The organism is Candidatus Pelagibacter bacterium nBUS_30, from assembly GCF_051201245.1.
Lineage (GTDB): Bacteria > Pseudomonadota > Alphaproteobacteria > Pelagibacterales > Pelagibacteraceae > Pelagibacter.
Map to the genome: position 1 here is coordinate 781,734 of NZ_CP172842.1, position 24,323 is coordinate 806,056.

A 24,323-nucleotide genomic window follows, 5' to 3' on the forward strand; every position below is an offset into this window, starting at 1 on the left:
CGTTGATTAATCAAGCTTTTTTTTAGTGTCTTTATTTTTAAAACATACAATATCTTGATATTTATTAAATAAGTGTTGATTTTACTAACTTTTTTAAGACTCAAATAATTTTAATTAATTGAACAAACCTAAGTCTTTTAGGTCATTAAATGTTGTAAAAAACATCAATGATAGCAACAAAAACATCCCGATTCGAAAAAAACCTTCTTGCGTTTTTTGAGACAAAGGGCGTCCTAAAATTTTTTCAAAAGCATAAAACATTAAGTGTCCACCATCTAACATTGGGATAGGAAATAAGTTAATTAAACCAAGACTTATTGAAATATAAGCCATTATTGAGATAAATGGTAAGATACCAATTTCAGCTACTTGACCAGTAATCTTAGCAATTCTAATTGGTCCCCCTAATTGAGAGGTATCACCAGTACCTTTAAACATACTACCAATATATTTTAGTGAAGTAGCGCTCACAAAATAAACTTCTTTAACAGAATGAATTAAAGCTTGGGCCGGTCCTAATTTAACATGGTTAATTTCATTATTATAAGCACCAAGTTTAATGCCAACCATTCTTTTATTAATTTTGTTACCTAGATTATCATCACTTAAAACAATATTAGGTTTAACTTTTAATATGTATTCTTGGTCTATTCTTTTAACTTTAAAATCAATTATCTCACCAGTTGAAGTCGTGATAAATTTTGAGACATCCATAATGCTATTAACTTTATTTCCATCAATTTCCAAAATAATGTCATTCTGTTTAAGTCCACCAATCATAGCTGGGCTATCTTTTTGTACTTCATTAATTACAGCTGGAGTAAAGTCTTTACCAATAAAAGTATAAATTGAAAAAAAGATTGCGATTGCTAATAAAAAATTAGCAAGTGGCCCACCAAATACTATTAAAACTCTTTGATATAACGGTTTTAATACAAATAACTTATCTTGATCTTCCTTATTATATTGTTTTAAAATCTTTTCTTGATCGGCTTGTGAAAATACATTTCGATCTCCAAAAAATTTTACATAACCACCCAAAGGAATCCAACAAATTTTCCATCTAGTTCCAGATTTATCATTCCAACCAAAAATTTCTTTACCAAATCCTATAGAAAAATCAGTAACACCTACCCCATATCTTCTTGCGAAATAATAATGACCATATTCGTGGATAAATACCACGACCAAAATCAAGACAATAAATGGAACAATATAAGTAAGCATAATTTTTATTTCAATGAACCTTCTAAAACATATTTTAATATTCTAACTACTTGTAGTTGATCTGAGGCAACAGCTGAAGCTGCAGCATCTATTTCTTTTAAAGCATGCTGATGATCTTCATTTTGTATAACAATAATTGATTTATTTAATGCAGATGCATATCCCGCATCAAAAGCTGCATTCCATTGTTTATATTTTTCACCAAATTTAACAACGACCACATCGCTGTCTTTAATAGATTTTTTGGTTCTAATTAAATTGATATTGGCACCCTTTCTATCTTTCCAAAAATTTTTTTCTTCAGCTCCTAAAATTTCGACACCACAATTGTCGGAAGTTTCATGATCAGTAATAGGAGATGTAAACTCAATACCTAGTTTTTCTTTTTTACAAAGTTCAACAATTTCATTTCGCCAATCACTATGTATTTCACCAGCTAAATAAACTTTTAACATTAAGATCTCCTAATTATTATTATTATACAAAATGATATATCAAATATTAAACTTAACTTTAACTGTATATAACCACACAGTTAATTGTAATTACATTCCTATTCTTTTACTTAATCATTGACAGCATACTATTAATAACTATATAACTAGTTATATAACTATGTTAGATACTGATAGAGCAGCAGAAGGATTTAATGCAGTAGGCTCAAAACATAGGTTAAGTGTTCTTCTAGAATTAGTTAAAATAGGTTCAAAAGGCTTATCAATTGGAGAAATACAAGATCTTCTTAATATACCATTATCAACACTAGCTCACCATCTCGATTATTTAAAAAAGGCAAATTTAATTAAACAAGTAAAAAAAGGTAGATCCATTTTAAACTTTGCTCAAATTAATCATATTCAATCTTTAGCTGATTATCTTTTAAAAGAATGCTGTGTAAATGAAAATAAAAGAAAATAATGAAAGCAGCCTTTTTAAGAAATATTAATAATTTTAACCTTAAAATTAAAAATGTTTGGACACTTGTATTTTTAATTCCATTATCAATTTTAATAATTATTCCTGAAAATTTTAATTCAATTTTAACTTTTGCCTTAAAGGCTTTAATGGGAACTATTCCTTTTATTTTATTTGCTATCAGCTTAGTTGCATATTTAAAAGCAACGGGTGCCGAAAGCTTAGTTTCAAAAGCATTTAAAGGAAAAGAAGTTAGAACAATTTTTATTGCAACATTAGTTGGTGGTCTTGCTCCATTTTGTTCATGTGAAGTAATACCATTTATAGCAAGTATGTTAGCTTTAGGAGTTCCACTATCTGCTGTGATGGCTTTTTGGTTATCTTCACCTTTAATTGATCCTCCTGCTCTGTTGATCACAGCAAGTGCTCTTGGTTGGGATTATGCTATAGCAAAAACAATTTCAGCATTAACTATTGGTTTAATTGGTGGCTTTGGAATTTATTTTTTAGCAAAACTTGGTATGTTTACGAGCCCATTAAAAGATCAAAATAAATCTAGTAGTGGCTCATGCTGTGATACTAAAGATCCTTTTAATCAAGAGCTTGTCTTAAAATTTTGGAATAATTCAGAAAGAACAAAAATTTTTAGAGATGAATTTATAACGAATGGATTATTTTTATTAAAATGGTTATCGCTTGCTTATTTAATTGAAGCATTAATGGTTCAATTTATGTCTGCTCAAATAATTGGAAGTTTTTTGTCAGGAGATGGATTGTCATCTATTGTTATTGGGGCTTTTGCTGGTGTACCTGCTTACTTAAATTCTTATGCAGCACCAGCTATTGTGTCGGGATTAATTGAACAAGGATTGAGTGCTGGTGGTGCTATGGCTTTTCTAGTTGGTGGAGCAATCAGTTCTATTCCAGCAATGACAGCTGTTTGGTCTCTGGTGAACCGCTCTACATTTGTCGCTTACTTAACTTTTGGTTTTGGAGGAGCTATTTTATGTGGAATAGCTTTTCAATTTTATGTTAATTTTTAAACAAAATTTAATTTATTTTTTGAATTAATGATGTGCTGTTATTGGTAGGTTTGTTAACATCTTTTGACACCTCATGAAAAATAAGATCTGGTTTACTGCATTCCTTTAAAAAGGCTGAACCTTGTAACTCTAAATTTAAATATCGATTAACATCTGTTTGATTAATAATTACCGGTTGACGGTGATGTATTTCAGTGATGTTTTCTTTTGCTTCTTCTGTAATTAAACAAAATTGATCTTCTTCAAAAATCCCTGCAAAAAATATTGGTTTACTATCTTTTCTTGTAAAATAATGAGGTGTTTTCTCTTTTTCTTCTCTTTTCCATTCATAAAAACCATCCGCTACTGCAACACATCTGTTGTTCTTAATTAGTTTTTTAAATGAAACTTTTTCATCAATTGTTTCCAGTCTTGCATTAATTAAAGCTTTAAAATCTTTATCTTTAGCCCAACCTGGTATTAAGCCCCATTTAAGAGCCTCTAATGTGTTTCCATTTTTATATTTTTTAATAACCGGAAGTTTTTGATAAGGGTGAGCGTTATAATTTTCAGTATCTTCTACTTGAATTGCAGATTTAACTAACTTGCTAGTCTTTGTTACTGGGTTTTTAACCACATATCTTCCACACATATTTTTATTTTAGCAAATAGAATAGATTAAGTCGATATGATGGTTTTAAGCATATTGGCCAGCAACATAACCAGAAGACCAAGCCCATTGAAAATTATATCCCCCTAAATGGCCTGTTACATCAACAACTTCACCAATAAAAAATAAATTTTTGTGTTTATTAGACATCATTGTTTTTGATGATAATTCTTTAGTATTAACTCCTCCTAAAGTGACTTCTGCTGTTCTATACCCTTCAGATCCTGTTGGATTGATTAACCAAGAATTTATATTCTCACTTAGTTGTTTTAATATTTTATTAGATAATTCAGAAATATTTCCAGTTACTTTATTTTCGTTACAAATAATTTGAGCTAATCTTTTGGGTAAAATTTCACTTACGATATTTAAGATATCAAATTTTGGATTTAACTTTCTTTTTTCTTCTAATAAATCGTAAACATTTAATTTTGGCGAAAGATTAACTTTAATATTATCACCCTGTTTCCAGTAAGATGAAATTTGTAAAATAGAAGGACCACTTAACCCTCTATGCGTAAATAACATTCCTTCTTGAAACAAAACTTTATTAAAAGAGACTATCGCTTCAACAGAAAGTCCTGTTAATTCTTTACACATTTCTAATATCTTTTCGCTAAACGTTAAGGGTACTAAAGCAGGTAAGGTTTCAATAATATTATGATCAAATTTTTTAGCGATTTCATATCCAAATGAAGTCGCACCAATTTTAGGAACTGACAATCCACCTGTTGCAACAATTAAAGACTCTGATGAATATGTGTCTGTCTCAGTTGATACAAGATATTGATCATTATCTTTATCAACATTCTTTATAATAAATTCTTTTAAAACAGTTACATTTGCTAACTCACATTCTTTAAGCAACATCTCAACAATTTGTTGAGCGCTGTGATCACAAAACAATTGTCCTAATTTTTTTTCATGAAATTTAATCTCATACTTATTGATTAAATTGATAAAATCGTTCTGGGTATATTGACTTAAGGCTGATCTTACAAACTTTGGGTTTTGAGAAAGAAATTTGCTTGGATTTGAGTTAATATTAGTAAAATTACATCTACCTCCACCTGAAATTCTAATCTTTTCACCAATTTTTTTATAATGATCAACAAGTAAAACTTTTCGCCCACGTTTGCCAGCTTCAATAGCACTCATCATGCCAGCTGCACCTGCTCCAATTATTATAACATCATATTTAATGCTCATTATTCCCTAAATATTAAATCTGAAAAAATTTATCTTAGTAACTAAATTGATTGTCTTTTAATTAACTCTTCAATTTGTTCAATCATTACCTTTGAAGATTTCATGGCAGGATAAATTTCTTGTGCTTTTTTATAACTTCTTTTTGCTTTATCGTAATTCTTTAACTTTATATTAACCATACCTTGCCCTGCCAAAGCTCCAAAATGTCTTTCTTCTAATTCTAGAACTTTATCAATATCATCCTGAGATTTTTGAAACTCTCCAACCATATAAAGTACTGTTGCTCTCTTATTCCAAGCTTCTGCCCAATTAGGATCTAATTCAATCGCTTCCGTAAAGACATCTATAGCTCTATTTAATTGTTGGTCTTGTACTAATCTTGAGCCCTCATCTAAAAGTGATGTCAATTTTTGATCTGTAGGATGTGTGCTCCAAAGCATCCAAATTTGTTGTGCAATTCCTGATGATAAAGATGGAATATTCTTTTTTAATTCTAGAAATAATTTATCAAGTTCAATATCTCTGTCATTCGCACTTACAGTTATTGTTGAAAGAAACAAAATAATGATTGATAGAATTTTTTTCATAAAAAACGATAACAAAAAAATAATATTAAGTCTTTATAGATTTTCTAAGATCGCTTTTTTTAGAGTGTTACCAATGATAATTGTGCCTTGGTCATTTGGATGCATGCCATCACTTAAATTAAATTCAGGTTTTTGCGCTACACCTTCAAGTAGAAATGGAATTAATTGTAACTTATATTTTTTTGATAAGTCAGAAAAAATTTTATCAAAAGATTTCTTATAACTGTAACCATAAGAGGTTGGTGCGATCATTCCAGCTATGACCACTTTAATATTTTTGTTTTTTGCAATTTTAATAATTTCTTCTAAATTATTTTTTGTCTCCTTAGGGTTTATACCTCTAAGCATATCATTAGCTCCAAGACATAAGATCATAAGATCAATATTATTTTCTGATAAAGTCCACTCAGCTATATTTAATCCACCTGCAGAAGTGCTTCCTGAAACACTACCATTAACAATTTCTATGTTGTGCCCCTCTACCTCTAAACTATTTTGTAAAACTACCGATAAATGTTGCTCATTCGGCAATCCATAACCTGCCATCAAACTATCTCCGAACAATATTACTTTTTCTATTGCACTTACCTTTATGGTGACTAGACAGAGTACAATTATTTTAATAATAAAACTTTTATTCATGAGTATTCTTCTTAAATTAAACAAGGTAAATCTTAAATACCAAACTGGTAAAGATAATATCAGAGTTTTAAAAGATGTTAACTTAACTACCAAGAAAAAAGAGACAATCTCTATTGTTGGAGAAAGTGGATCAGGAAAAACTAGTCTTATTATGTTAATTGGTGGATTAGAAAAAGCAACATCTGGAAAAATATTTTTTCAAAATCATGAAATCACAAAATTGAGTGAAGATGAAGTCTCAGAGATAAGAAGAAAAAATATTGGAATTATATTCCAGTCATTCTACCTGATCCCAAATTACACTGCAGTTGAAAATGTAGCATTAACCCTTGAGCTGAATAAATTTAAAAACCCAGAAAAAGAGGCAAAACTATTATTGGATCGATTTGGACTTAGTCATCGATTTAATAATTTACCAAGTCAACTATCTGGAGGGGAACAACAAAGAGTAGCTATAGCTCGAGCAATTGCGATGAAACCAGAATTGATCTTAGCTGATGAACCCACAGGAAATTTAGATACTGAGAATTCAATAATGATATCAGATATATTATTTAACTATGTTAAAGAGGAAGGTTCTTCACTAATTATGGTAACTCATGATCCAAAATTAGCAAATAAAGCAAAACGTAAAATTAAAATTAAAGATGGAAAAATTAAATAATCCATCTGAACTTAATTTAATTATTAAGTATGCTTTAAAAGATTTAAGCAGAAATTATAAAAAACTTGCCAGCATTATAATAACTCTTTTTATTAGTCTTTTCATTTTAAGTGCCATCTTCACAATTGAAGATAGCTTAAAAAAAGAACTTAATGATAATGCTAAAGCTCTGTTAGGTGGAGATCTTGAAATTGACTATAATCGTAATGAAGGAAATCTAAAACTAGTTTATCAAGTAAAAGAATTTGCAACTATTTCTCAAATGATTGAGTTTAGTACAATGGTTTCAACAATTGATAGAGACAAAAACAAATCTCTGTTTACCAGAATTAAAACTGTAGATACTAAATATCCTTTATATGGCAAAGTTGATTATGAACCAGCAGGTGCATTTGATAGAATACATAACGAACCCAATACTTTGTTAATAAATGAAAGTTTATCAAAAAATTTAAACCTTAAGATAAATGATAAAATTAAAGTTCAAAATCAATTATTTACAATTATAGGAATTGTAAAATCTGTCCCTGATGTCAGTGGTTTTGTTGCTTTTGGTGATTGGGCGCTTGCTGGTGATCAAACATTGGAAATCTTAAAACTAAATGGAATTGGTAGTTTTTTAAATTATGAATACAAAGTAAAATTCAATGAAACAGATGATGCTGATAAAATAGAAAAAAAAATTGAAAATATATTTAAAGATGATCAAAAAGTTAAACTTAGGTATCCTGAAAATTCTGCAAGTGGATTGAAGAGAATTATCAATAATTTCTCACAGTTCTTATCATTAGTTTCAATTAGTGCGATGTTGATTGCAGGAATTGGGATAGCAAATACTCTTCTTTCTTTTATTAATCAAAACAATATGTCTATTGCGGTTAGAAAAGCAGTTGGTTTTTATTCAGGTAATATTAAAACACTCTATTATCTTCAATTATTAATCTTACTTTTAGTGATCACCACATTAGCTTATGGCTCAAGTTTTTTAATAGTTCCTATTGTAGATCAATATTTATCAGATGAATTGGGACTGAATGTTTCACCAGTTTTTTCAATTTTAAACTTTATTAAAATATTTTTAGTTGGTTTATTGGTTCTAGTCATTTTTTCAATTCCAACCATAAGTTCAATTGATCAAGTAAGAGCATCTAATTTATTTAGAAATGTTTTTCAAAATTTAGAATTTTATTATTCAAAAAAATCTACTGCTTTAAGTCTAATGTTATTGTCTATTTTGGTATTATTATTCAGTTTTGGATCTGAAAGATCCATTTATAGCATCGGATATTTTGTAGCTTTTTTTGTTTGTTTGATTGTTTTTTTTCTACTTTCAAAAATAATCATTTATTTTTTAAAAAAATTTAAATCTACATCCAATATATCTTTAAAAGTATCTATTAAAAACATAACACAAACAAAAAGCATTACTCCGATTACAATTATGTCTTTGGGTTTGGGAGTTACTTTGTTGTTAACCCTTGCATTAGTTGGAACTAATTTTCAAAGAGAAATAGCAAAATCTATACCTGATATTGCTCCTGACTATTTTTTTGTTGGTATTCAAAAAGGAGAAAAAGAAATATTTGAAAAAAGCATATTAAATATGGATTCTAATGCAAAAATTGAAGTGGTACCGATGGTATCATCTGGAATTATTAAGATTAATGGAGTTAATCCAAATACTTATATTAAGCCTGATAATGATAGTTATTGGGTAATTGGTAGTGACAGAAGATCTTCTTGGGTTGAGGATGTTCCAGATGATAACCCTTTAACAGATGGTAAATGGTGGGATCTAACAAAACCTGAAAAACTCCAAATTTCCTTAGATGCTGAAGTTGCAAAAAATTTAAATATTAATTTAGGTGATGTGTTCACACTTAATATTTATGGAAGAGAAATTGAAGGTGAGATAGTTAATTTTAGAGCTGTTGATTACCGTGATCTTAGTATTAATTTTGCTATGTTATTTAATCCTCAATTTGCAAATAATATTCCTCATGAATATCTAGCGACTGCTAAATTTGAAACTATTGAAAAATTTGATGAAGCTTCGATGCTAGATGTATTGCCAAGTTTATCGATGATTAAGATCGCTGATTATTTGGGTAAAGTAACCGATGTTTTAAATAAAGTATTTATAGCCGTAACCCTTATTTCGGCAGTCACTATTATTATTGGTTTAATTGTAATTTCTAGTGCTATTATGGTTCAAGGAAAAGTGAAAGAATATCAAAATCTAGTGTTTAAAATTTTGGGGTTTTCAAAAAAAGAGGTAATTTTATCCTCTCTAATAGAATTTGTAATTATTTTTAAATCAGTAATATTAATAGCTATCTTTTTTGCAGTAGTCGCCTCTAAATTTATAATGGAAAATATTTTTGAATTGGATTGGGCTTTTGATTTTAAAGTATTATTAAACCTAGGATTAAGTATTGGATTAGTTACTTTAGCTTTGATAATGCTCACAAATTTGAGGTATCTAAACCCAAAAGTTTATCCATTGATTAGAAATCAATAATAGATAAATTTAATTAGCCAAATTCAAAATATAATAATAAACCTTCTTAGATTTGAATAATAATAATTAATTAGATAATAAATGACAAAAATTTTAAAAGTTTTAAGAGGATTTAAATTAATTTATTTAAATTGTGTTTTTTATAATCTTAAATTTATTGGATTAAAGATATCTTTTTTACTTATAACTAATATTTTTACAAAATTTTTTTATTATAAGTTTAAAAATCTCAATGTTTCTAATGCATTTTTTAACTATTCAAAAAAATTTAAATTTACTAAAAATTATTTCAAACATAATCCACCTATTTGGTTTGAAATTTTTAAGAAAAATCAATTATTTGAAAAAAAAGTAAATATTTTAGAAATAGGATCCTTCGAAGGAATGTCTATGTTGTTTTTTCAAAAATTTCTAAATATTGATACTATTTGCTGCATAGACTTGATTAAAAATGATAATTTTATATCAAATCAAAAATATTTTAAGAATATAAATTTCTTTAATTTATCCTCAGATGATTTTTTTAAAAAGAATATAAAGATAGAATTTGATATTATCTATGTCGACGGCAGTCATTATGGTCCTGAAGTTTATAGAGATTTAGTTAATTCAGATAATTTACTAAAAAAAAATGGTATTTTAATAATTGATGATTTTCTATACGAACTATATTCAAGAAGAAATGTAGTTAAATTTCACGAAGAGGTAATGGGAGCAGTTTTTATGTTTTTAAAAAAAAATCTAAAATATAAAATACTATATACAGGTCACCAGCTTATATTAAAAAAACTTACAGACTAAATTCAAATATTTTTAATTTCGTTCATCTAATAATTTATTTGAAACATAACTTCGTTTCTTCTCAATGCAGGTAATGTGAAAGGACTATTATAAGTTGCTCTTATGGGAGGGCTTATAATTGATATATTATTATTTAACAATTCTTTTTCTAAAATATTTTTATGTTTTATAAAATTTTTATCTGTTGATCTTCCAGAATAAATGATACTTGCATAATAACCACCCTCTATATTAACAACTTTAACGTCATCACCAGTTGGGTCGGGCACATTATTTTCATCAAATTTTAATGGTAAATAAAATTGCATTGTCATATTTCCATTTTTTTCTACTCTTGTGACTGGTGTGGTCATTTTTATTTCTTCATTAGTTTTATTATTACCTGAAATATAATTGAATAATTTTCTAAACCCACTATTTTGATTGTGTTCAACTGTTTCTACAGCCAAACGGTCAGAGTATTTTCTTATTTCAAAGACTTCATTCTTCTTAACAATTTCATAATTTGATTCTTCGTAGGCCATAATATTAGAATAAGACAAAATATTAAAAAAACAAAATAATAGAGCAAAGAGTTTTAAATTTTTCATAAATTTAGATAACTTTATATTCAAAATTTTGTGTTGTTTTATTGACTTGTAAAAGTTTTGCACCATTTCTTGAATGAAACTTTGTTGCCATTTCAGTAAGTGGAGACAAAGTAACTAATCTGTTTAGGTGATTGGATTTCTTAATTTTCTTAAATACCTCTTTAACTATAAGCTTGCCACCGCCTTTTTTTTTAGACCAAACAGTATAAGCAATTGCGATTTGTCCAATATTTTGATCTCTCATAGCGCTTTGTAAAAAAGCATCTGTGCTTAATTTTTCAAGTTCTTCGACACTTGTTGGAATTTTATTAGTATATGCAAAACACATGACTGCATGTATTTCTCCTTTATACTTAACACCATAAATTTTACGTCCATAACCAGTTCTAAACTCATTATCTAACTCAGGTCTTACTGGGTCTTCATTTGTATTGCATTCTTTTAGCTCAACTAATTCAGCACCTTTTACCCATTCAAACAAATTCTTAACATTTTTATTTAAAATTTGCTTATTCTTTCTAATACGAGCTTTTATACGTGGTCTAAATTTATTTTTAAGTGTTGTGATCATTCTTAAAATTTTACCAAAAAATTTAGGTTAAATATATGTGGCTAATTAAAATCTTTAATTGAAATAAGTAATTTTTCGCCCAATGGACTAATTGGTGGTTGAAAGACAAGCTTTTTTCCTGTCTTTTTTCTTACTAACTTAAGCAATTTAGAGGCAAAATTTTTTCTTCTGAATAAAGGATTAACAAATATGTATTCAACTTCTCCACGCTCGTTAAATCGAACAAAACCTATTGTGGTATTTTGATTCTTAAGAGTAAAAACATCTTCATTTTCAACTAATTCGTATTCCATACTTTAAGAATTTTCATCAGTAACATAAACTGAAACTCCTCTAGTATTAATATCGATATCAAACTTTTTATGTAATGGTGGAAAGGCTCTTTGAGAACAATCTAGCCTATCACATGTTCGACATGAAACACCTATTGGAATTTCTGTTGATTTGTCATTGATATTAACATTTTCAGTATAGACAAAATCTTTTGCATATTTAGCTTCACACCCAAGACCAATAGATAATATACTTTTTGCTTGTCCAAATCTTCCTATGCCCTTTTCGACTGTTCTAGCAATGCAAACATATTTTTCACCATTAGTCATTTTGCTAACTGCTGCTTGAATAACTCCAGGTCTAGTTAATGCTGAATAAACATTCCATCTTGGACACGCACCACCATATCTTGGAATATCAATACCTGATAAAGAAAATCTTTTTGAAATATTCCCTGCCATATCTACTCTTAAAAAATGAAAAGGTATACCAGGAAGTTTTGGGTCTTGTAAGCATGTAACCCTATGAGCAACTTGCTCAAAGGAAGTTGCAAAAGTATTTTGCAATAATTCTAAATCATATTTTAGTTTTTTACATTCATTATGAAAAAGTTTGTAAGGCATTAATATGGCTGCAGCACAATAATTCAATAAAGCTACTTTGGTTAATTTTTTTGACTCATCAGAAGGAAAACTAAACTCAGTTAGATATTCATCTATTTCTTTACTAGCTCCTTCTTGTGCTATCTGTGCAGCAGCATGAAGTTTTTTAGTTTCTAACGAGCTATAATCACTTAATAAAAGTTCTTTTTTATTTTTATTAAATATTTTTGAAAATGGTTTATTTTCATCAGGTATTACATCTTTAACTTTAATTGAGTATTCTGAATTTAAATAATCACAAAGAGCAATATACCTTGTTCGGTTATTTTTTTGAATTTTTTCAAAAACTTTATTTGCAAAATCTTCAAGTTTAGGAAAGTAATTTTTATTTTTTTGAATAAAATCTGAAATGACTTCTCCTGGAAAAGAGTTTTTTCTATTATCAACTATCTTTCCAGAAATTTTTTCAATCTTATCAATTAATTCATGGTCTTTTTTTTTTAATATATCCCCAAGCCTTACAATTGCTTTTCCAATTTTTGGATTTGTACTAACTAGATCTTTAACTTCTGGACCCAATATATCTAAATCTTCAAACAAACTATCATCTAAAATTTCTGAAATTGTGTTCTGTAGATTAATATCTGCTTTGGATGTTAGGTGAGATAGTTCAATATTAAGTTTTTCACACACTTTTAACAAAAGATCGCCATCAATTTTTCTTTTGCCACTCTCAATCAAATTTAAATAACTTGGGGAAATACTTAATTCCTCAGCTAATTTGTTAGCTTGAAGACCAAGCTGCCTTCGAAAAGCTTTGATTTTAGGCCCTATTTTTAAATCTAATTGACTCATATTTTCTATTTGTAAACTTTGTAAATTTATATTTACAAATTTTTTCTTTGATTTACAAGCTTTTTTTCATATTTTATAGCTTTTGTAAACTTTGTAAATTATAAAGTTTGTATGAACAAAAAATTAAATAACACTGAAAATGAAGCTCAAATCATCAAAAAAGAAGATTTAGATCAACACAACAGTAGAGGAATCTATATGAGAGATGATCATTGTGATTGGGGTTCAAGTGGAATGAATGATCTTATTAAGTCTCTAGACGATAATAGCTAATCCATTCTTACTACTTCAATTTTCTCTAACAACCAACATCATAGGATAAACAATAATGAGTGCAGAAAATATCTCATACGACTTAAAAAGATTTGCTGGAATCAAACGCGATTATACAGAAAATGAAGTTGAAAGATTAAGAGGATCTATAAATATTGAATATTCTTTATGTAAAAATCAATCTCAAAAACTTTGGGATTTATTAAACACAGAATCCTATGTTAATACACTTGGATCTTTGTCAGGAAACCAAGCTGTACAACATGCCAAAGCAGGGTTAAAAGCAATTTACTTGAGTGGATGGCAAGTAGCTGCAGATGCAAATACTGCTGGAGAAATGTATCCTGATCAATCTTTATATCCATATGATAGTGCACCAAAATTGGTTGAAACAATGAACAACTCTTTAATCAGAGCTGATCAAATTCAACATATGGAACTTCAAGATGGTGATATGAAAAAAGAGGACAAAACTGATTACATGTTGCCAATTATTGCAGATGGTGAAGCTGGATTTGGTGGACCATTAAATGTATTTGAGTTAACTAAAAAATTCATAAGAGCTGGTGCTGCTGGAGTTCACTTTGAAGACCAATTAGCAAGTGAAAAAAAATGTGGTCACATGGGTGGTAAAGTTTTAGTACCAACAGGAACAATGATTAAAAACTTAAAATCAGCAAGGCTTGCTGCAGATATTGCTAAGGTACCTTTGATTATTTTAGCAAGAACAGATGCAAATGCTGCAAAATTAATTACTAATGACTTTGACGAAAATGATAAACCATTTTTGACTGGTGAAAGATCTCCTGAAGGTTTCTTTTATGTTAAGGATGGAATTGAACAAGCTATTTCAAGAGGATTAGCTTACGCACCGTATTCTGATTTAATTTGGTGTGAAACAGCAACACCAAATCTTGCAGAAGCTAAAAAGTTTGCAGATGCAATACATGCAAAATATCCAGGAAAATTATTAGCTTACAATTGCTCTCCTTCATTTAATTGGAAAAAACATTTAAGTGATGATGAGATTGCTTCATTCCAACAAGAGATTGCTAAAATGGGATATAAATTTCAATTTATAACTCTAGCTGGCTTTCATACACAAAACATAGCTATTTTTGAACTTGCAGAAAAATATAAAAAAGAAGGTATGGCTGCATACTCTAGAATTCAGCAACAGGAATTTTCTAGAGAAAAAGATGGCTACACAAGTGTTAAACACCAAAGAGAAGTTGGTACTTCATATTTTGATGCTGTTTCAAATACTATCAGTAGTGGTAAAAGCTCAACTACTGCAATGGATGGTTCAACTGAATCTGAACAATTTTAAATAAAAATTAATTCCCTCAATTTTTTTAATAGCCCTTAACTGGGCTATTTTTTTATGTAAACAATTATTAAGACAGTTATTAAGAAAAATGAGCAATAAAAACTTTGGTTTTGGAACACAAATCAGAAAATTGCCAACAGTTAAGATTTTATATTATAACCTTTTTTTAGTAGTACAGTAACTACCGCTATACAAACAAATAAAAAAACTACCATTGAGCTAATACTAATCCATATATTAAAATCAGACACACCATAGAAAGCAAATCTTAATCCATTAATTAGATAAACTACTGGATTAAAGTAAGTTATTGTTTGCCAAAAAGGGGGTAACATATCTAAAGAATAAAGACTTCCTCCCAAAAATACCATTGGTGTAATAATTAATGTTGGGATGATCGACATTTGTTCAAAATTAGAACTCATTAATCCTATTAAAAAACCAAATAGCGCAAATGTAAACGCCACAAGCATAAGTAAAAAAACTACTAAAAGTGGATATTTTACATCAACTTCAACAAAAAAATTAGCTGTAATAAAAATTACTACTCCAACAATTAATGTTTTAGTGGCGCCTGCCCCAACAAAAGCTAACACTATTTCTAGTGTTGAAATTGGTGCAGCTAATATCTCATAAATAGTTCCATTAAATTTAGGAAAAAAAATTCCAAAGGAAGTGTTAGTTATTGATTGAGTTAAAAGTGTTAACATCAATAAGCCAGGGACAATGTATGAGCCATAACTAATACCATCAATTTTCTCAACATAACCACCAATAACTGATCCAAATACAATAAAATAAAGAGAGGTAGAAAGAACTGGTGAAAGTAAAGATTGCATCAAAGTTCTTCTAAATCGATCCATTTCATGAAGATAAATCGCTTTAAAGGCAGAGTAATTAAATTTCATTATTTTCCTTCACTAAACTAACAAATATTTTCTCTAAAGTACTTTGTTCTGTTTTTAAATCTTTTAATTTTAAACCAGCATCTTTTAAATCTTGTAATAAATTAGTAATACCGGTTTGTTCAGCCTGAACATTATATGTGTAATCAATTGACATTTTATTTTTCCCTAAAACTAATTGATATTTTTCTAAACTATCTGGAATTTTAGAAATTTCATCTTGAAGCTCGACTGTTAGTTTTTTGTGACCCATTTTTTTTAGTAATTCTTTTGTTTCTTCAACTATTATAATTTCACCATTATTTATAACGCCCACCCTATCTGCAATAGCTTCTGCTTCTTCGATATAATGAGTAGTTAAAATAATAGTCACACCTGTTTTTCTTAACTTTTCAACTATTTTCCACATGTCTTGTCTTAATTCTACATCTACTCCAGCAGTTGGTTCATCTAAAAATAAAATTGAAGGCTCGTGTGATAGAGCTTTAGCAATTAAAACTCTTCGTTTCATACCACCAGATAATTGTCTTAATCTTTGATCTTTTTTATCCCACAAACTCAAGTCTTTTAAAATTTTTTCAATATATTTAGGATCAGGTTTTTTTCCGTACAAACCTCTCGAGTATGAAACATTATTAAATACTGTTTCAAATTGTTCCAAAGTTAATTCTTGAGGAACTAATCCAATTCGTGAACGTGTTTCCCTATAATCTTTTATAATATCAAAATTATCAATAGTCACAGTTCCGGATGATGGTGTAACTATTCCACAGATAGTACTAATGAGTGTAGTTTTTCCAGCTCCATTAGGTCCAAGCATAGCAAAAATTTCACCTTTTTTAATAGAAAGATTAATTTTTTTTAAAGCTTCAAATCCATTAGCGTATACTTTTGATAAACTTTGAATATTGATTTGATTAGTAGACATCAGAAGTTGATATATAGGGACAATTTGTTCGAATACAATCAATTTAAATAAATATATATTTTACGTATTATGAAAAACATATCAATTTTAGTGCTTATCTTTCTTGGCATAAGTGCTTATGCCATTAGCAAAGAAACTACTTTTTCAAATGAAATATTTAAAAAAGCTCAACTTGAAGGAAAAACGGTTGTAATAAATTCATGGAATAAAACATGCACAACATGCGCTAAACAAGTCAAGATATTAGATAAAGCAAAAAAAGATTTTAAAAATATTGTTTTTTTAAGTTTTGAACAAACTAAAGATAAAGAAATTGCAAAATCTTTAGGTATTAATTATTGGACAACAATTGTTGTTTACAAAGACAATAAAGAAATATCACGAACTATTGGCCAAACAAATAAAGATAAAATCTACTTACAAATAAAATCTTTACAATAACACCTACTACCTTTTAATTTTTAAAATTATTGCAGGTAAAAATGTGGCTACAATAAATGATAAAAATAATAAAGATTGTACAACAAAAGGTGAAAACATTTCTTTAGGTGCTAAAATTCCAACCAATAAACTTTTTGAAAAATCTGGAAATGGAAACATTAAGAAACCACCAAGCAATCCAACCAAGATTGATATATATGCTGTCTTTTCATTAATCCCTTTATTATAGAAACTATAAAAAACTGTAAAAACAAAGGCGCAACAAAATAAATCAGCCAATAAAAATAGATACAAAACATCAAACCCTTTGGAAGCTATGATAAATGTGATTAATGATAAAAATATAATAAAATATTTAGATAATTTGAGATAATCAGTCTTTTTATTAAGATTAAATGTCGCCTTACCATCAACGACAAACAAGCTTGAAATTGCATTTACCAAAGTATCTACAGTTGAAATAGTTAAAGCTAATCCAAGTATAACAATTATTAAAGATAACAATTCACTTCGTTCTTTTAAAAGTAATGAAAAAAAACCAAGATCTGGTCTATTTCCTGGATTTATTGAGAATGAAACCATTCCAGCAAAACCCATAAAAAAAACAATCGGAACAATAATAAAAAAAGAAATAATCAGACTTTTTTTTAATGTTTGATAGTCTTTTGCAGCATACACTCTCTGCCAATTTCCTTGATGAAATAAATTAGTTGCAGCAACTGCAATAAAAAAAGTTAATCCAGCTGTATAATTTGGAATATAAGAGCTACTTAGGAGTTGGGGATTTTTTTCTTCTATAAAAGCAAATGAAAATTCATTTTCTGTAAAAGAAATTATATACGATACTGTTACAACTAAAAGAACCCCTATAACAATCATTTGAATATTGTCAGTAAATATTGAGGCTCTTAAACCTCCATAAAGTGTGTATGATAATGTTGCAAAAAGTACAATTAATGCTGTGATCCAAAGTTCAGTGCCTGAGATATAGTTTATTAAAACCGCCACAGCAGTAACTTCTGCACACAAAAAAATAAACATGTAAAAAATTGTCATTAACAAAATTAGTTTAAATAAACTTTTTCCAAATTTTTTTCTCATAAACTCAATCAAAGAAGAGCCTCGTGGGAATTCATTTCTAATTTTTTTTCCTAAATAAATTAAGAATATCATTGGAAAAGCTGTTCCTAATGAATATCCAATTACAGCTCCTAAACCACCCCATGTGGAGGCAGCCGCAGGACCAAATAATATCCACGCACCCAACGCTGAAGCAACAAGACTGGTTGTTAATGAAAATAATCTAATGTTTCTATTGGCTGTTAAATAATTATTTATACCTTGAAATTTTTTAGAATAATAAAGACCTAAGATTGCAAATATTAAACTAATAATAATTACTAATGTTAGTGATGTTGATTGACTTATAAAGTATGTTTTATCCATTGTTCTCCCTTTCTGAATTACCGGACAGGTTCTTAGGGTTTAATCTCAGTCTGTTATGACACCCCTTTATTACTTAATATTATAAATTTATAGATATTGAAAGCACTTTAGAAAAAATGTTTTTCAATTAAGTATTGTAAAGTAAAGATTATTAAAGATGCACAAATAATTAGAAATACTTTTTCCTGATTGCTCATGATTATTGAGTCTTTTGATTCATGATTTCAATCATGCATTGAGTTGCATATTCTCGCCATTCTGAAGAATTTTTATTTTTCAAGCTACTCAAGTGGTCTCGATTGCTTTGTATGTCATCTTTATGCTTAAGCTTATCTGCTCCATCAAGGTTTGCTTCCATACTTGATAAATTTGTCTCCATTGCTTGGATCCAATTTTTTCCTAACTCTAAACATTTTGCATCATCTTTTTCATCACAAATTTGTTTAAAAAAATTAAAAATGACGTCATCTGTCTTAATTGAAGTGTTCATTATTTATTTGTTGCAAATACCTATAGAACCAGGACCACAGGTCTCTCCATTTGTCCAGGTTGCACCAATTAAATTTGCACCCTCAAAATTTGCATTTGCTATATTTGATGAGGTAAAATTAGCTTCCATAAGATTAGAATTTTGAAAATTAGCTTCAATTAAAGTAGCTCCCATAAAATCAACTCTTGTTAAATTCGAGCTAGTAAAATTTGTTTTTTCAAAGTTAGCACCTATAGATACTGTTTCATAAAGGTTGGCCCTTACAAATGTAGACTCAGGAAAGGTTCCAAATGATAAGTTTGAATTCATCATTATGCTTTTATCAAAATTTACTTGAATAAAACTTGCAAATGATAGGTTTGAATTTGGAAGATAACTTCCTTGTAAGTCTTGCGCATCTGAAAACCTGCAGTTTGAATAATCAACTCCGTCTGTTAAAGGGTCATCACAAGCTGCATTACTATTCGTAAAAAAAATTAAGCTTAAAGATATTAATAAGAGAATTTTTTTCATCATTAATGTTAGCAAAGAACAGAAAATATGACAATAAATGAAAAATTAGAAATCTATTAAATTCTAATCTTTTTGCCTGTTTTTGAACTTTTAGTAATTGCCGCAAATATCTTAAGTGAAATTAAACCATCATTACCATTTACTTTAGGTTTAATTTTTTTTGTAACCACATCAGCAAAATGATTAATTTGATTAATTAATGTATTATCATCTTTTATATTTTTGTCTTCTTTAACTAGAATTTTATTCCACCAACTTTTTTCTTTCTTATAAAACCAATTTTTTAAATTTGGAAATTGCAAAGATCCCTTAGTACCACCTATCATATACGCTGACTGATTAGTTGTTGGATATGCAGGATTTTCACCAGCTGTTAACTCATAACTCCATGGTGCAACTATTGTATCTGAAATATTTAAGGTACATAAAGCTCCTGATTTAAAAATTAAACTTACTGTTGCCGTATCTTCTACTTTAAATTTTCTAGTTTTATTTGTAGTAAAAGCTTGAACATATTGAATAGGACCAAGCAAATAACAAATCATATCTATATCATGCACAAGATTAATTCCTAAAGGACCTCCCCCTTTACTTATTCTCCATTTTTCTTTGTAATATTCTTTATGCTTGTAAAGCCAACATAATACATTAGCTGATACAATGTTTCCCAATTTACCAGAATTAATTATGTCTTTCACTTTTGACACAATTGAATTATGTCTTCGATGATACCCAATTAATAAAGGTGTTTTGTTTTTTTTAGCAATATCAATAATTTTTTTTGCGGACATTATGTTATCTGAAATTGGTTTTTCCAATAACACTGGTATCTTATTTTTTAAAAAACTTACGGTATGTTTTTCATGAAGTTGATTTGGAGTTGCAACAATTACTGCATCTAAATTTTTAGATCTCAAAAGCTCAGAAACACTAGAATAAAGAGGCACCTTATATTTCTTAGACAAGCTAGTTGCATTTTTACTAATATCTACAATCGAATGTAAATTTGCTTTTTTGGATTTTGTTATAGCTTTTATATGCTGAAGACCCATCAAACCCGTTCCAACAATTGAAATATTAATTTTTTTCATTTTTCTTAAATTATAAAAATATCATTAAATTTTTTATGTATGTATAGGTTTTTTTATTTTTAATAAACTAAACTTTGATCAAGTAATTCCGCCATCAACTACGAAACTTTGTTTAGTACATCCAGAAGATTGGTCTGAGGATAAAAATAATACTAATCTAGCAACATCTTCAGGTTTTAGTTGTCTTTTCAACGCCTGTTTATCTAAAATTTTTTTTTTATATTTAGGTGTTAACCAATGTTTAATTTGTCTTTCTGTAGCAATTGAACCAGGCATCACAGAATTGGTTCGAATATTATATTTTCCAAATTCTTGAGCAAAAGATCTAGTTAAACCAACAACAGCTGATTTTGCTGTTTCATAAACTACTTTATCTCCTTCACCCAACATCCATGACACTGAACTTAAGTTAACAATAGAACCATTTTTATTTTTAATCATGGCATCTATTACTGCTTTTGAAGCAAAAAAATAATGTTTTAGATTTATAGCCATTCTATTTTCCCAATATTTTTCATCTACTTGTTTTGAATTATGTCTATCATCATTAGCAGCATTATTGACGAGGGAATGTATAGTTCCTTTAGTTGAGATTATTTTTTTAATTATTTTTTGTAATTTTTGGACGTTTAACAAATTGCATTCAATAAAAGTTGGTATTCTAAATCCTTTATTATTAATAGTGTTTATTAATTTTTTTGAGTCTTTAACATTAATATCAACAAAATATACTTCACTACCTTGTTCACAAAAATGCTCAACTATGGATGCACCAATACCAGAACCACCACCTGTAATAAAAATTCTTTTGTCTTTTAAATCTGAATATCTTGTATTCATATTCACATTCTTTCCTCAGTTAAGGCATCAAATACAGATATTTGATTAACATCCATAAATAATTTAAATTCTTTATTGATATTAATATCTATAGTTGATGAAAACTTTCCAAGCAATTGTTGTCCTGAAAAATCAAATGTTATTATCTGCTCATGACCAATATATTCAGCAAGCTCTGATTTAACATTAATTTCAAAATTATCAGATGCATTTTTCTCAATATAAATATGCTCAGGTCTGATACCTAAAATAATTTCTTTCTCACTTTGGTTAATTTTATTTTTAAAATTATAATTACTTAATGGAATATTTACCTTATCTTCATTAACAAAAAATAGCTGGCCATTTTGATTAGATAATTTTCCTTTAATTAAATTCATTGAAGGAGAACCAATAAAATCTGCAACAAAAATATTGCTAGGTGTATTGTAAATATTTTTTGGAGTGTCACATTGTTGAATTACGCCATGATTCATGATTGCTATATTAGTTCCAAGGCTCATAGCTTCAGTTTGATCATGGGTTACATAAACAACAGTTGTTTTTAAGTTTTGATGAAGTTTTTTTATTTCTCTTCTCATTTCAACTCTTAATTTTGCATCTAAATTTGATAATGGTTCGTCAAATAAAAATACTTTAGGATCTCTTACCAAGGCTCTACCCATAGCAACTCTTTGTCTTTGACCACCAGATAATTGTGAGGGCTTTCGCTCTAACAGCTCATTAATTTTCAATAAACTAGACACTCTTTTTAATGATTCTTCTATTTTATCTTTAGGTGTTTTTCTCTGTTCTAATCCAAATGTAACATTACCTTTCACAGTCATTGCAGGATAAAGTGCATAAGACTGGAATACTAAAGCTATATCTCTATCGCTAGGTTCCATGTCATTTACTCGATAGTCATCAATTAAAATATCACCACTGTTAGAGGTTTCTAGACCAGCGATAGTATTTAATAGTGTTGATTTTCCACATCCAGAAGGTCCTAACAAAACCAAGAAGTCACCATCGTTAATATCTAAATTTATTCCTTTTAAAACTTCGGTAGATCCAAAATTTTTATTAATGTCATTTATCTTTAAATTCGCCATGTTATCCTTTCACTGATCCTGCTGTTAGTCCTCTTATAAAATATTTACCTGCTAAAACGTAAACAATGAGTGTTGGAAAACCTGCAATGATTGCAGCTGCCATATCTACATTATATCTTTTTACACTCGAGCTTGTTAAAACCATGTTGTTTAAAGCAACTTGAATAGGGGCTTCTTCACCAAAAGTAAAAGTGGCACCAAATAAAAAATCATTCCAAATCATAGTAAACTGCCAAATAACTGTGACAACTAAAATTGGAGCAGAAATCGGTAACATTATTTTAAAAAATATTTTAAAAAAACCTGCCCCATCAATTCTTGCAGCTTTTACAATCTCATCTGAAATAGAAATATAATAATTTCTACAAAAGAGAGTTGTAAAACATAAACCATAAACTACATGAACTAAAATCAATCCGTATATTGAATTTGAGATACCCATAAAACCTAGTGTTCTTGACATTGGAAGCAATATTGCTTGGTAAGGAATAAATGTTCCAAATAAAAATAATAAAAAAATGTAACTATCGCCTTTAAATCTCCATTTAGTTAAAGCATATCCATTAATAGCTCCTAAAATTGTTGAGATAATTACAGCTGGGACTACTAATTTAACTGAATTCCAAAAGTATGTTTTCAAATAAACATCACCTGCTGAAAAACCTTGGCCATTCCATGCTACATCCCAAGAGGATAAATTTAAAGAACCAGGTAAAGAGAATAAGTTTCCCTGCCTAATTTCTTCCATTGTTTTAAATGAAGTAACTATCATTACATAGAGTGGTGTTATGTAATAAAGTGCAAATATTCCTAAAATTACAAACAATATCCATCTATAGATAAGTTTCTTTGTGTTAGAAGATCTTTCTAATTCTTTATAAGTTTGATTATTATTTCCTGTCATCTTCTCTCTTTAGTTCTGAATATAAATATGGAACAACAATTGCCGAAACAGTTAAAAACATCATTATTGCACTTGCTGAAGCTAAACCAATTTCACTTCTGTGAAATGCCATTTGAGTCATAAATACAGCTGGCATATCTGACGAAATTCCAGGACCACCAGCAGTTAATGCTATTACTAAATCATAACTTTTAATTGCTAGGTGAACCAATATTACAATGGCGCTCATGAATACAGGCCTCATCATTGGTAAAATTATTTTCGTATATACGGAAACAATTCCAGCACCATCAATTTTAGCTGCTTTAATTATTTCATCATCAACTGATCTTAAACCAGCGAGAAAAATGGCCATTATAAACCCTGAAGATTGCCAAACGCCTGCAATAACTATTGTATATATTGACATTCCTGGCGTTACTAACCAGTCAAAGGTAAACGTTTCAAATCCTATATCTTGAGCAAATTTTTCAATACCAAGAGAAGGGTTTAATATCCATCTCCACGCAGTACCTGTCACAATAAATGATAATGCCATTGGATATAAGTAAATTGTTCTTAAAAAACCCTCTGATCTAATTTTTTGATCTAATAAAATCGCTAGAACAATTCCAATTAAAACACACAAAATTATAAATAGAATTGTAAAAATAAATAAGTTTTCAACTGCTACATGCCATCTTGGCATCGACCAAAGTCTAAAATATTGGTCTATTCCCCAAAATTCATACTTAGGTAATAATTTTGATTTTGTAAAAGAAATATATATTGTCCAAAATATAAAACCATAAACAAACCAGGCGATCACACCAAAAGATGGAGCTATAACTAACCTCGGTAAATTTCTTTTTAACCAATACATAAAATAATATTTTCTGAATAAATCATGCGCTAAATAAATAGCGCATGAAATTTAAGA

At 28.6% G+C, this 24,323-nt stretch carries 28 protein-coding genes; 8 read left to right on the top strand and 20 right to left on the bottom strand.

Going from position 1 to position 24,323, the window contains the following annotated elements; all coding sequences use genetic code 11:
* Window positions 1-114: 114 nt before the first annotated feature.
* Complete coding sequence (rseP, locus tag ACIJYE_RS04285) at window positions 115-1,227, bottom strand: RIP metalloprotease RseP (protein ID WP_435089512.1); 1,113 nt, start codon at window positions 1,225-1,227, stop codon at window positions 115-117.
* A 5-nt stretch (window positions 1,228-1,232) separates the two neighbouring features.
* On the bottom strand, window positions 1,233-1,682 hold the full coding sequence (locus tag ACIJYE_RS04290) for a YtoQ family protein (RefSeq protein ID WP_435089513.1): 450 nt from the start codon (window positions 1,680-1,682) through the stop codon (window positions 1,233-1,235).
* Window positions 1,683-1,842: 160 nt separating this feature from the next.
* Between ACIJYE_RS04290 and ACIJYE_RS04295 the strand changes: the two genes are divergently transcribed.
* A complete protein-coding gene (locus ACIJYE_RS04295) occupies window positions 1,843-2,145 on the top strand; it encodes an ArsR/SmtB family transcription factor (RefSeq protein ID WP_435087436.1) in 303 nt (100 codons plus the stop codon).
* Window positions 2,145-3,185, top strand: coding sequence for a permease (locus ACIJYE_RS04300; protein WP_435089515.1), 1,041 nt, complete (start codon window positions 2,145-2,147; stop codon window positions 3,183-3,185). The genes ACIJYE_RS04295 and ACIJYE_RS04300 overlap by 1 nt, the downstream gene beginning before the upstream one ends.
* Window positions 3,186-3,192: 7 nt before the next feature.
* Here the strand turns inward: ACIJYE_RS04300 and ACIJYE_RS04305 are convergent, their stop codons facing one another.
* The 4 genes from ACIJYE_RS04305 to ACIJYE_RS04320 are packed head-to-tail and all read right to left on the bottom strand — an operon-like array spanning window position 3,193 to window position 6,272.
* Window positions 3,193-3,816 carry an SOS response-associated peptidase gene (locus tag ACIJYE_RS04305; RefSeq protein WP_435089516.1) on the bottom strand — a complete coding sequence of 208 codons (624 nt, stop codon included), beginning with the start codon at window positions 3,814-3,816 and terminating at the stop codon, window positions 3,193-3,195.
* A 45-nt stretch (window positions 3,817-3,861) separates the two neighbouring features.
* On the bottom strand, window positions 3,862-5,043 hold the full coding sequence (locus tag ACIJYE_RS04310) for an NAD(P)/FAD-dependent oxidoreductase (protein WP_435089518.1): 1,182 nt from the start codon (window positions 5,041-5,043) through the stop codon (window positions 3,862-3,864).
* A 41-nt stretch (window positions 5,044-5,084) separates the two neighbouring features.
* Window positions 5,085-5,630 carry a tetratricopeptide repeat protein gene (locus tag ACIJYE_RS04315; protein ID WP_435089520.1) on the bottom strand — a complete coding sequence of 182 codons (546 nt, stop codon included), beginning with the start codon at window positions 5,628-5,630 and terminating at the stop codon, window positions 5,085-5,087.
* Between the two features lie 33 nt (window positions 5,631-5,663).
* A complete protein-coding gene (locus ACIJYE_RS04320) occupies window positions 5,664-6,272 on the bottom strand; it encodes an arylesterase (protein WP_435089521.1) in 609 nt (202 codons plus the stop codon).
* Here ACIJYE_RS04320 and ACIJYE_RS04325 point away from each other — a divergent pair.
* The 3 genes from ACIJYE_RS04325 (at window position 6,271) to ACIJYE_RS04335 (ending at window position 10,258) form a co-directional block, all read left to right on the top strand.
* Window positions 6,271-6,936: an ABC transporter ATP-binding protein gene (locus ACIJYE_RS04325; RefSeq protein WP_435089522.1), complete on the top strand. Its 666-nt coding sequence runs from the start codon at window positions 6,271-6,273 to the stop codon at window positions 6,934-6,936. The genes ACIJYE_RS04320 and ACIJYE_RS04325 overlap by 2 nt on opposite strands.
* A complete protein-coding gene (locus ACIJYE_RS04330; protein WP_435089523.1) occupies window positions 6,920-9,457 on the top strand; it encodes an ABC transporter permease in 2,538 nt (845 codons plus the stop codon). The genes ACIJYE_RS04325 and ACIJYE_RS04330 overlap by 17 nt, the downstream gene beginning before the upstream one ends.
* 81 nt (window positions 9,458-9,538) lie before the next feature.
* The gene (locus tag ACIJYE_RS04335; protein WP_435089524.1) at window positions 9,539-10,258 is read left to right on the top strand and encodes a class I SAM-dependent methyltransferase; all 720 of its coding nucleotides are present in this window, start codon (window positions 9,539-9,541) and stop codon (window positions 10,256-10,258) included.
* A gap of 26 nt (window positions 10,259-10,284) precedes the next feature.
* Here the strand turns inward: ACIJYE_RS04335 and ACIJYE_RS04340 are convergent, their stop codons facing one another.
* The 4 genes from ACIJYE_RS04340 to ACIJYE_RS04355 form a co-directional block, all read right to left on the bottom strand.
* Window positions 10,285-10,782, bottom strand: coding sequence for an SOUL family heme-binding protein (locus ACIJYE_RS04340; protein WP_435089525.1), 498 nt, complete (start codon window positions 10,780-10,782; stop codon window positions 10,285-10,287).
* 70 nt (window positions 10,783-10,852) lie between these two features.
* On the bottom strand, window positions 10,853-11,419 hold the full coding sequence (locus ACIJYE_RS04345; protein WP_435089526.1) for a hypothetical protein: 567 nt from the start codon (window positions 11,417-11,419) through the stop codon (window positions 10,853-10,855).
* A 41-nt stretch (window positions 11,420-11,460) separates the two neighbouring features.
* On the bottom strand, window positions 11,461-11,712 hold the full coding sequence (locus ACIJYE_RS04350) for a GNAT family N-acetyltransferase (RefSeq protein WP_435089528.1): 252 nt from the start codon (window positions 11,710-11,712) through the stop codon (window positions 11,461-11,463).
* 3 nt (window positions 11,713-11,715) lie between these two features.
* Window positions 11,716-13,149, bottom strand: a complete 1,434-nt coding sequence (locus ACIJYE_RS04355; RefSeq protein WP_435089530.1) for a helix-turn-helix domain-containing protein — start codon at window positions 13,147-13,149, stop codon at window positions 11,716-11,718.
* A gap of 111 nt (window positions 13,150-13,260) precedes the next feature.
* Here ACIJYE_RS04355 and ACIJYE_RS04360 point away from each other — a divergent pair, with 111 nt between their 5' ends.
* Window positions 13,261-13,422, top strand: coding sequence for a hypothetical protein (locus ACIJYE_RS04360; protein ID WP_435089531.1), 162 nt, complete (start codon window positions 13,261-13,263; stop codon window positions 13,420-13,422).
* 55 nt (window positions 13,423-13,477) lie between these two features.
* Window positions 13,478-14,752 carry an isocitrate lyase gene (aceA, locus tag ACIJYE_RS04365; RefSeq protein WP_435089532.1) on the top strand — a complete coding sequence of 425 codons (1,275 nt, stop codon included), beginning with the start codon at window positions 13,478-13,480 and terminating at the stop codon, window positions 14,750-14,752.
* A gap of 140 nt (window positions 14,753-14,892) precedes the next feature.
* Here aceA and ACIJYE_RS04370 read toward each other — a convergent pair whose 3' ends face one another.
* Window positions 14,893-15,660: an ABC transporter permease gene (locus ACIJYE_RS04370; RefSeq protein ID WP_435089533.1), complete on the bottom strand. Its 768-nt coding sequence runs from the start codon at window positions 15,658-15,660 to the stop codon at window positions 14,893-14,895.
* Window positions 15,650-16,585: an ABC transporter ATP-binding protein gene (locus ACIJYE_RS04375; RefSeq protein WP_435089535.1), complete on the bottom strand. Its 936-nt coding sequence runs from the start codon at window positions 16,583-16,585 to the stop codon at window positions 15,650-15,652. The genes ACIJYE_RS04370 and ACIJYE_RS04375 overlap by 11 nt, the downstream gene beginning before the upstream one ends.
* A 69-nt stretch (window positions 16,586-16,654) precedes the next feature.
* Between ACIJYE_RS04375 and ACIJYE_RS04380 the strand changes: the two genes are divergently transcribed.
* The gene (locus ACIJYE_RS04380) at window positions 16,655-17,026 is read left to right on the top strand and encodes a TlpA family protein disulfide reductase (protein ID WP_435089536.1); all 372 of its coding nucleotides are present in this window, start codon (window positions 16,655-16,657) and stop codon (window positions 17,024-17,026) included.
* 6 nt (window positions 17,027-17,032) lie between these two features.
* On the opposite strand, the gene ACIJYE_RS04385 is transcribed toward ACIJYE_RS04380, so the two are convergent.
* From ACIJYE_RS04385 to ACIJYE_RS04420, 8 genes are all read right to left on the bottom strand, one after another.
* Window positions 17,033-18,472 carry a sodium:solute symporter family transporter gene (locus tag ACIJYE_RS04385; protein WP_435089537.1) on the bottom strand — a complete coding sequence of 480 codons (1,440 nt, stop codon included), beginning with the start codon at window positions 18,470-18,472 and terminating at the stop codon, window positions 17,033-17,035.
* A gap of 199 nt (window positions 18,473-18,671) precedes the next feature.
* A complete protein-coding gene (locus ACIJYE_RS04390; protein WP_435089538.1) occupies window positions 18,672-18,962 on the bottom strand; it encodes a hypothetical protein in 291 nt (96 codons plus the stop codon).
* A gap of 3 nt (window positions 18,963-18,965) precedes the next feature.
* Window positions 18,966-19,475: a pentapeptide repeat-containing protein gene (locus ACIJYE_RS04395; protein ID WP_435089539.1), complete on the bottom strand. Its 510-nt coding sequence runs from the start codon at window positions 19,473-19,475 to the stop codon at window positions 18,966-18,968.
* Between the two features lie 56 nt (window positions 19,476-19,531).
* On the bottom strand, window positions 19,532-20,566 hold the full coding sequence (locus ACIJYE_RS04400; protein ID WP_435089540.1) for a Gfo/Idh/MocA family protein: 1,035 nt from the start codon (window positions 20,564-20,566) through the stop codon (window positions 19,532-19,534).
* Window positions 20,567-20,644: 78 nt separating this feature from the next.
* A complete protein-coding gene (locus ACIJYE_RS04405) occupies window positions 20,645-21,406 on the bottom strand; it encodes an SDR family NAD(P)-dependent oxidoreductase (RefSeq protein ID WP_435089541.1) in 762 nt (253 codons plus the stop codon).
* Between the two features lie 2 nt (window positions 21,407-21,408).
* A complete protein-coding gene (locus ACIJYE_RS04410; RefSeq protein ID WP_435089542.1) occupies window positions 21,409-22,500 on the bottom strand; it encodes an ABC transporter ATP-binding protein in 1,092 nt (363 codons plus the stop codon).
* 1 nt (window position 22,501) lies between these two features.
* Window positions 22,502-23,404 (bottom strand): carbohydrate ABC transporter permease, encoded by a 903-nt coding sequence (locus ACIJYE_RS04415; protein WP_435089544.1) that lies wholly within the window; start codon window positions 23,402-23,404, stop codon window positions 22,502-22,504.
* The gene (locus tag ACIJYE_RS04420) at window positions 23,391-24,266 is read right to left on the bottom strand and encodes a carbohydrate ABC transporter permease (protein WP_435089545.1); all 876 of its coding nucleotides are present in this window, start codon (window positions 24,264-24,266) and stop codon (window positions 23,391-23,393) included. Before ACIJYE_RS04420 ends, ACIJYE_RS04415 begins: the two co-directional genes overlap by 14 nt.
* Between the last annotated feature and the right edge of the window lie 57 nt (window positions 24,267-24,323).

Coding starts and splice junctions, on each gene's coding strand:
- rseP (WP_435089512.1), bottom strand. CDS start 1,227: ATGCTTACTTATATTGTTCCATTTATTGTCTTGATTTTGGTCGTGGTA.
- ACIJYE_RS04290 (WP_435089513.1), bottom strand. CDS start 1,682: ATGTTAAAAGTTTATTTAGCTGGTGAAATACATAGTGATTGGCGAAAT.
- ACIJYE_RS04295 (WP_435087436.1), top strand. CDS start 1,843: ATGTTAGATACTGATAGAGCAGCAGAAGGATTTAATGCAGTAGGCTCA.
- ACIJYE_RS04300 (WP_435089515.1), top strand. CDS start 2,145: ATGAAAGCAGCCTTTTTAAGAAATATTAATAATTTTAACCTTAAAATT.
- ACIJYE_RS04305 (WP_435089516.1), bottom strand. CDS start 3,816: ATGTGTGGAAGATATGTGGTTAAAAACCCAGTAACAAAGACTAGCAAG.
- ACIJYE_RS04310 (WP_435089518.1), bottom strand. CDS start 5,043: ATGAGCATTAAATATGATGTTATAATAATTGGAGCAGGTGCAGCTGGC.
- ACIJYE_RS04315 (WP_435089520.1), bottom strand. CDS start 5,630: ATGAAAAAAATTCTATCAATCATTATTTTGTTTCTTTCAACAATAACT.
- ACIJYE_RS04325 (WP_435089522.1), top strand. CDS start 6,271: ATGAGTATTCTTCTTAAATTAAACAAGGTAAATCTTAAATACCAAACT.
- ACIJYE_RS04320 (WP_435089521.1), bottom strand. CDS start 6,272: ATGAATAAAAGTTTTATTATTAAAATAATTGTACTCTGTCTAGTCACC.
- ACIJYE_RS04330 (WP_435089523.1), top strand. CDS start 6,920: ATGGAAAAATTAAATAATCCATCTGAACTTAATTTAATTATTAAGTAT.
- ACIJYE_RS04335 (WP_435089524.1), top strand. CDS start 9,539: ATGACAAAAATTTTAAAAGTTTTAAGAGGATTTAAATTAATTTATTTA.
- ACIJYE_RS04340 (WP_435089525.1), bottom strand. CDS start 10,782: ATGGCCTACGAAGAATCAAATTATGAAATTGTTAAGAAGAATGAAGTC.
- ACIJYE_RS04345 (WP_435089526.1), bottom strand. CDS start 11,419: ATGATCACAACACTTAAAAATAAATTTAGACCACGTATAAAAGCTCGT.
- ACIJYE_RS04350 (WP_435089528.1), bottom strand. CDS start 11,712: ATGGAATACGAATTAGTTGAAAATGAAGATGTTTTTACTCTTAAGAAT.
- ACIJYE_RS04355 (WP_435089530.1), bottom strand. CDS start 13,149: ATGAGTCAATTAGATTTAAAAATAGGGCCTAAAATCAAAGCTTTTCGA.
- ACIJYE_RS04360 (WP_435089531.1), top strand. CDS start 13,261: ATGAACAAAAAATTAAATAACACTGAAAATGAAGCTCAAATCATCAAA.
- aceA (WP_435089532.1), top strand. CDS start 13,478: ATGAGTGCAGAAAATATCTCATACGACTTAAAAAGATTTGCTGGAATC.
- ACIJYE_RS04370 (WP_435089533.1), bottom strand. CDS start 15,660: ATGAAATTTAATTACTCTGCCTTTAAAGCGATTTATCTTCATGAAATG.
- ACIJYE_RS04375 (WP_435089535.1), bottom strand. CDS start 16,585: ATGTCTACTAATCAAATCAATATTCAAAGTTTATCAAAAGTATACGCT.
- ACIJYE_RS04380 (WP_435089536.1), top strand. CDS start 16,655: ATGAAAAACATATCAATTTTAGTGCTTATCTTTCTTGGCATAAGTGCT.
- ACIJYE_RS04385 (WP_435089537.1), bottom strand. CDS start 18,472: ATGGATAAAACATACTTTATAAGTCAATCAACATCACTAACATTAGTA.
- ACIJYE_RS04390 (WP_435089538.1), bottom strand. CDS start 18,962: ATGAACACTTCAATTAAGACAGATGACGTCATTTTTAATTTTTTTAAA.
- ACIJYE_RS04395 (WP_435089539.1), bottom strand. CDS start 19,475: ATGAAAAAAATTCTCTTATTAATATCTTTAAGCTTAATTTTTTTTACG.
- ACIJYE_RS04400 (WP_435089540.1), bottom strand. CDS start 20,566: ATGAAAAAAATTAATATTTCAATTGTTGGAACGGGTTTGATGGGTCTT.
- ACIJYE_RS04405 (WP_435089541.1), bottom strand. CDS start 21,406: ATGAATACAAGATATTCAGATTTAAAAGACAAAAGAATTTTTATTACA.
- ACIJYE_RS04410 (WP_435089542.1), bottom strand. CDS start 22,500: ATGGCGAATTTAAAGATAAATGACATTAATAAAAATTTTGGATCTACC.
- ACIJYE_RS04415 (WP_435089544.1), bottom strand. CDS start 23,404: ATGACAGGAAATAATAATCAAACTTATAAAGAATTAGAAAGATCTTCT.
- ACIJYE_RS04420 (WP_435089545.1), bottom strand. CDS start 24,266: ATGTATTGGTTAAAAAGAAATTTACCGAGGTTAGTTATAGCTCCATCT.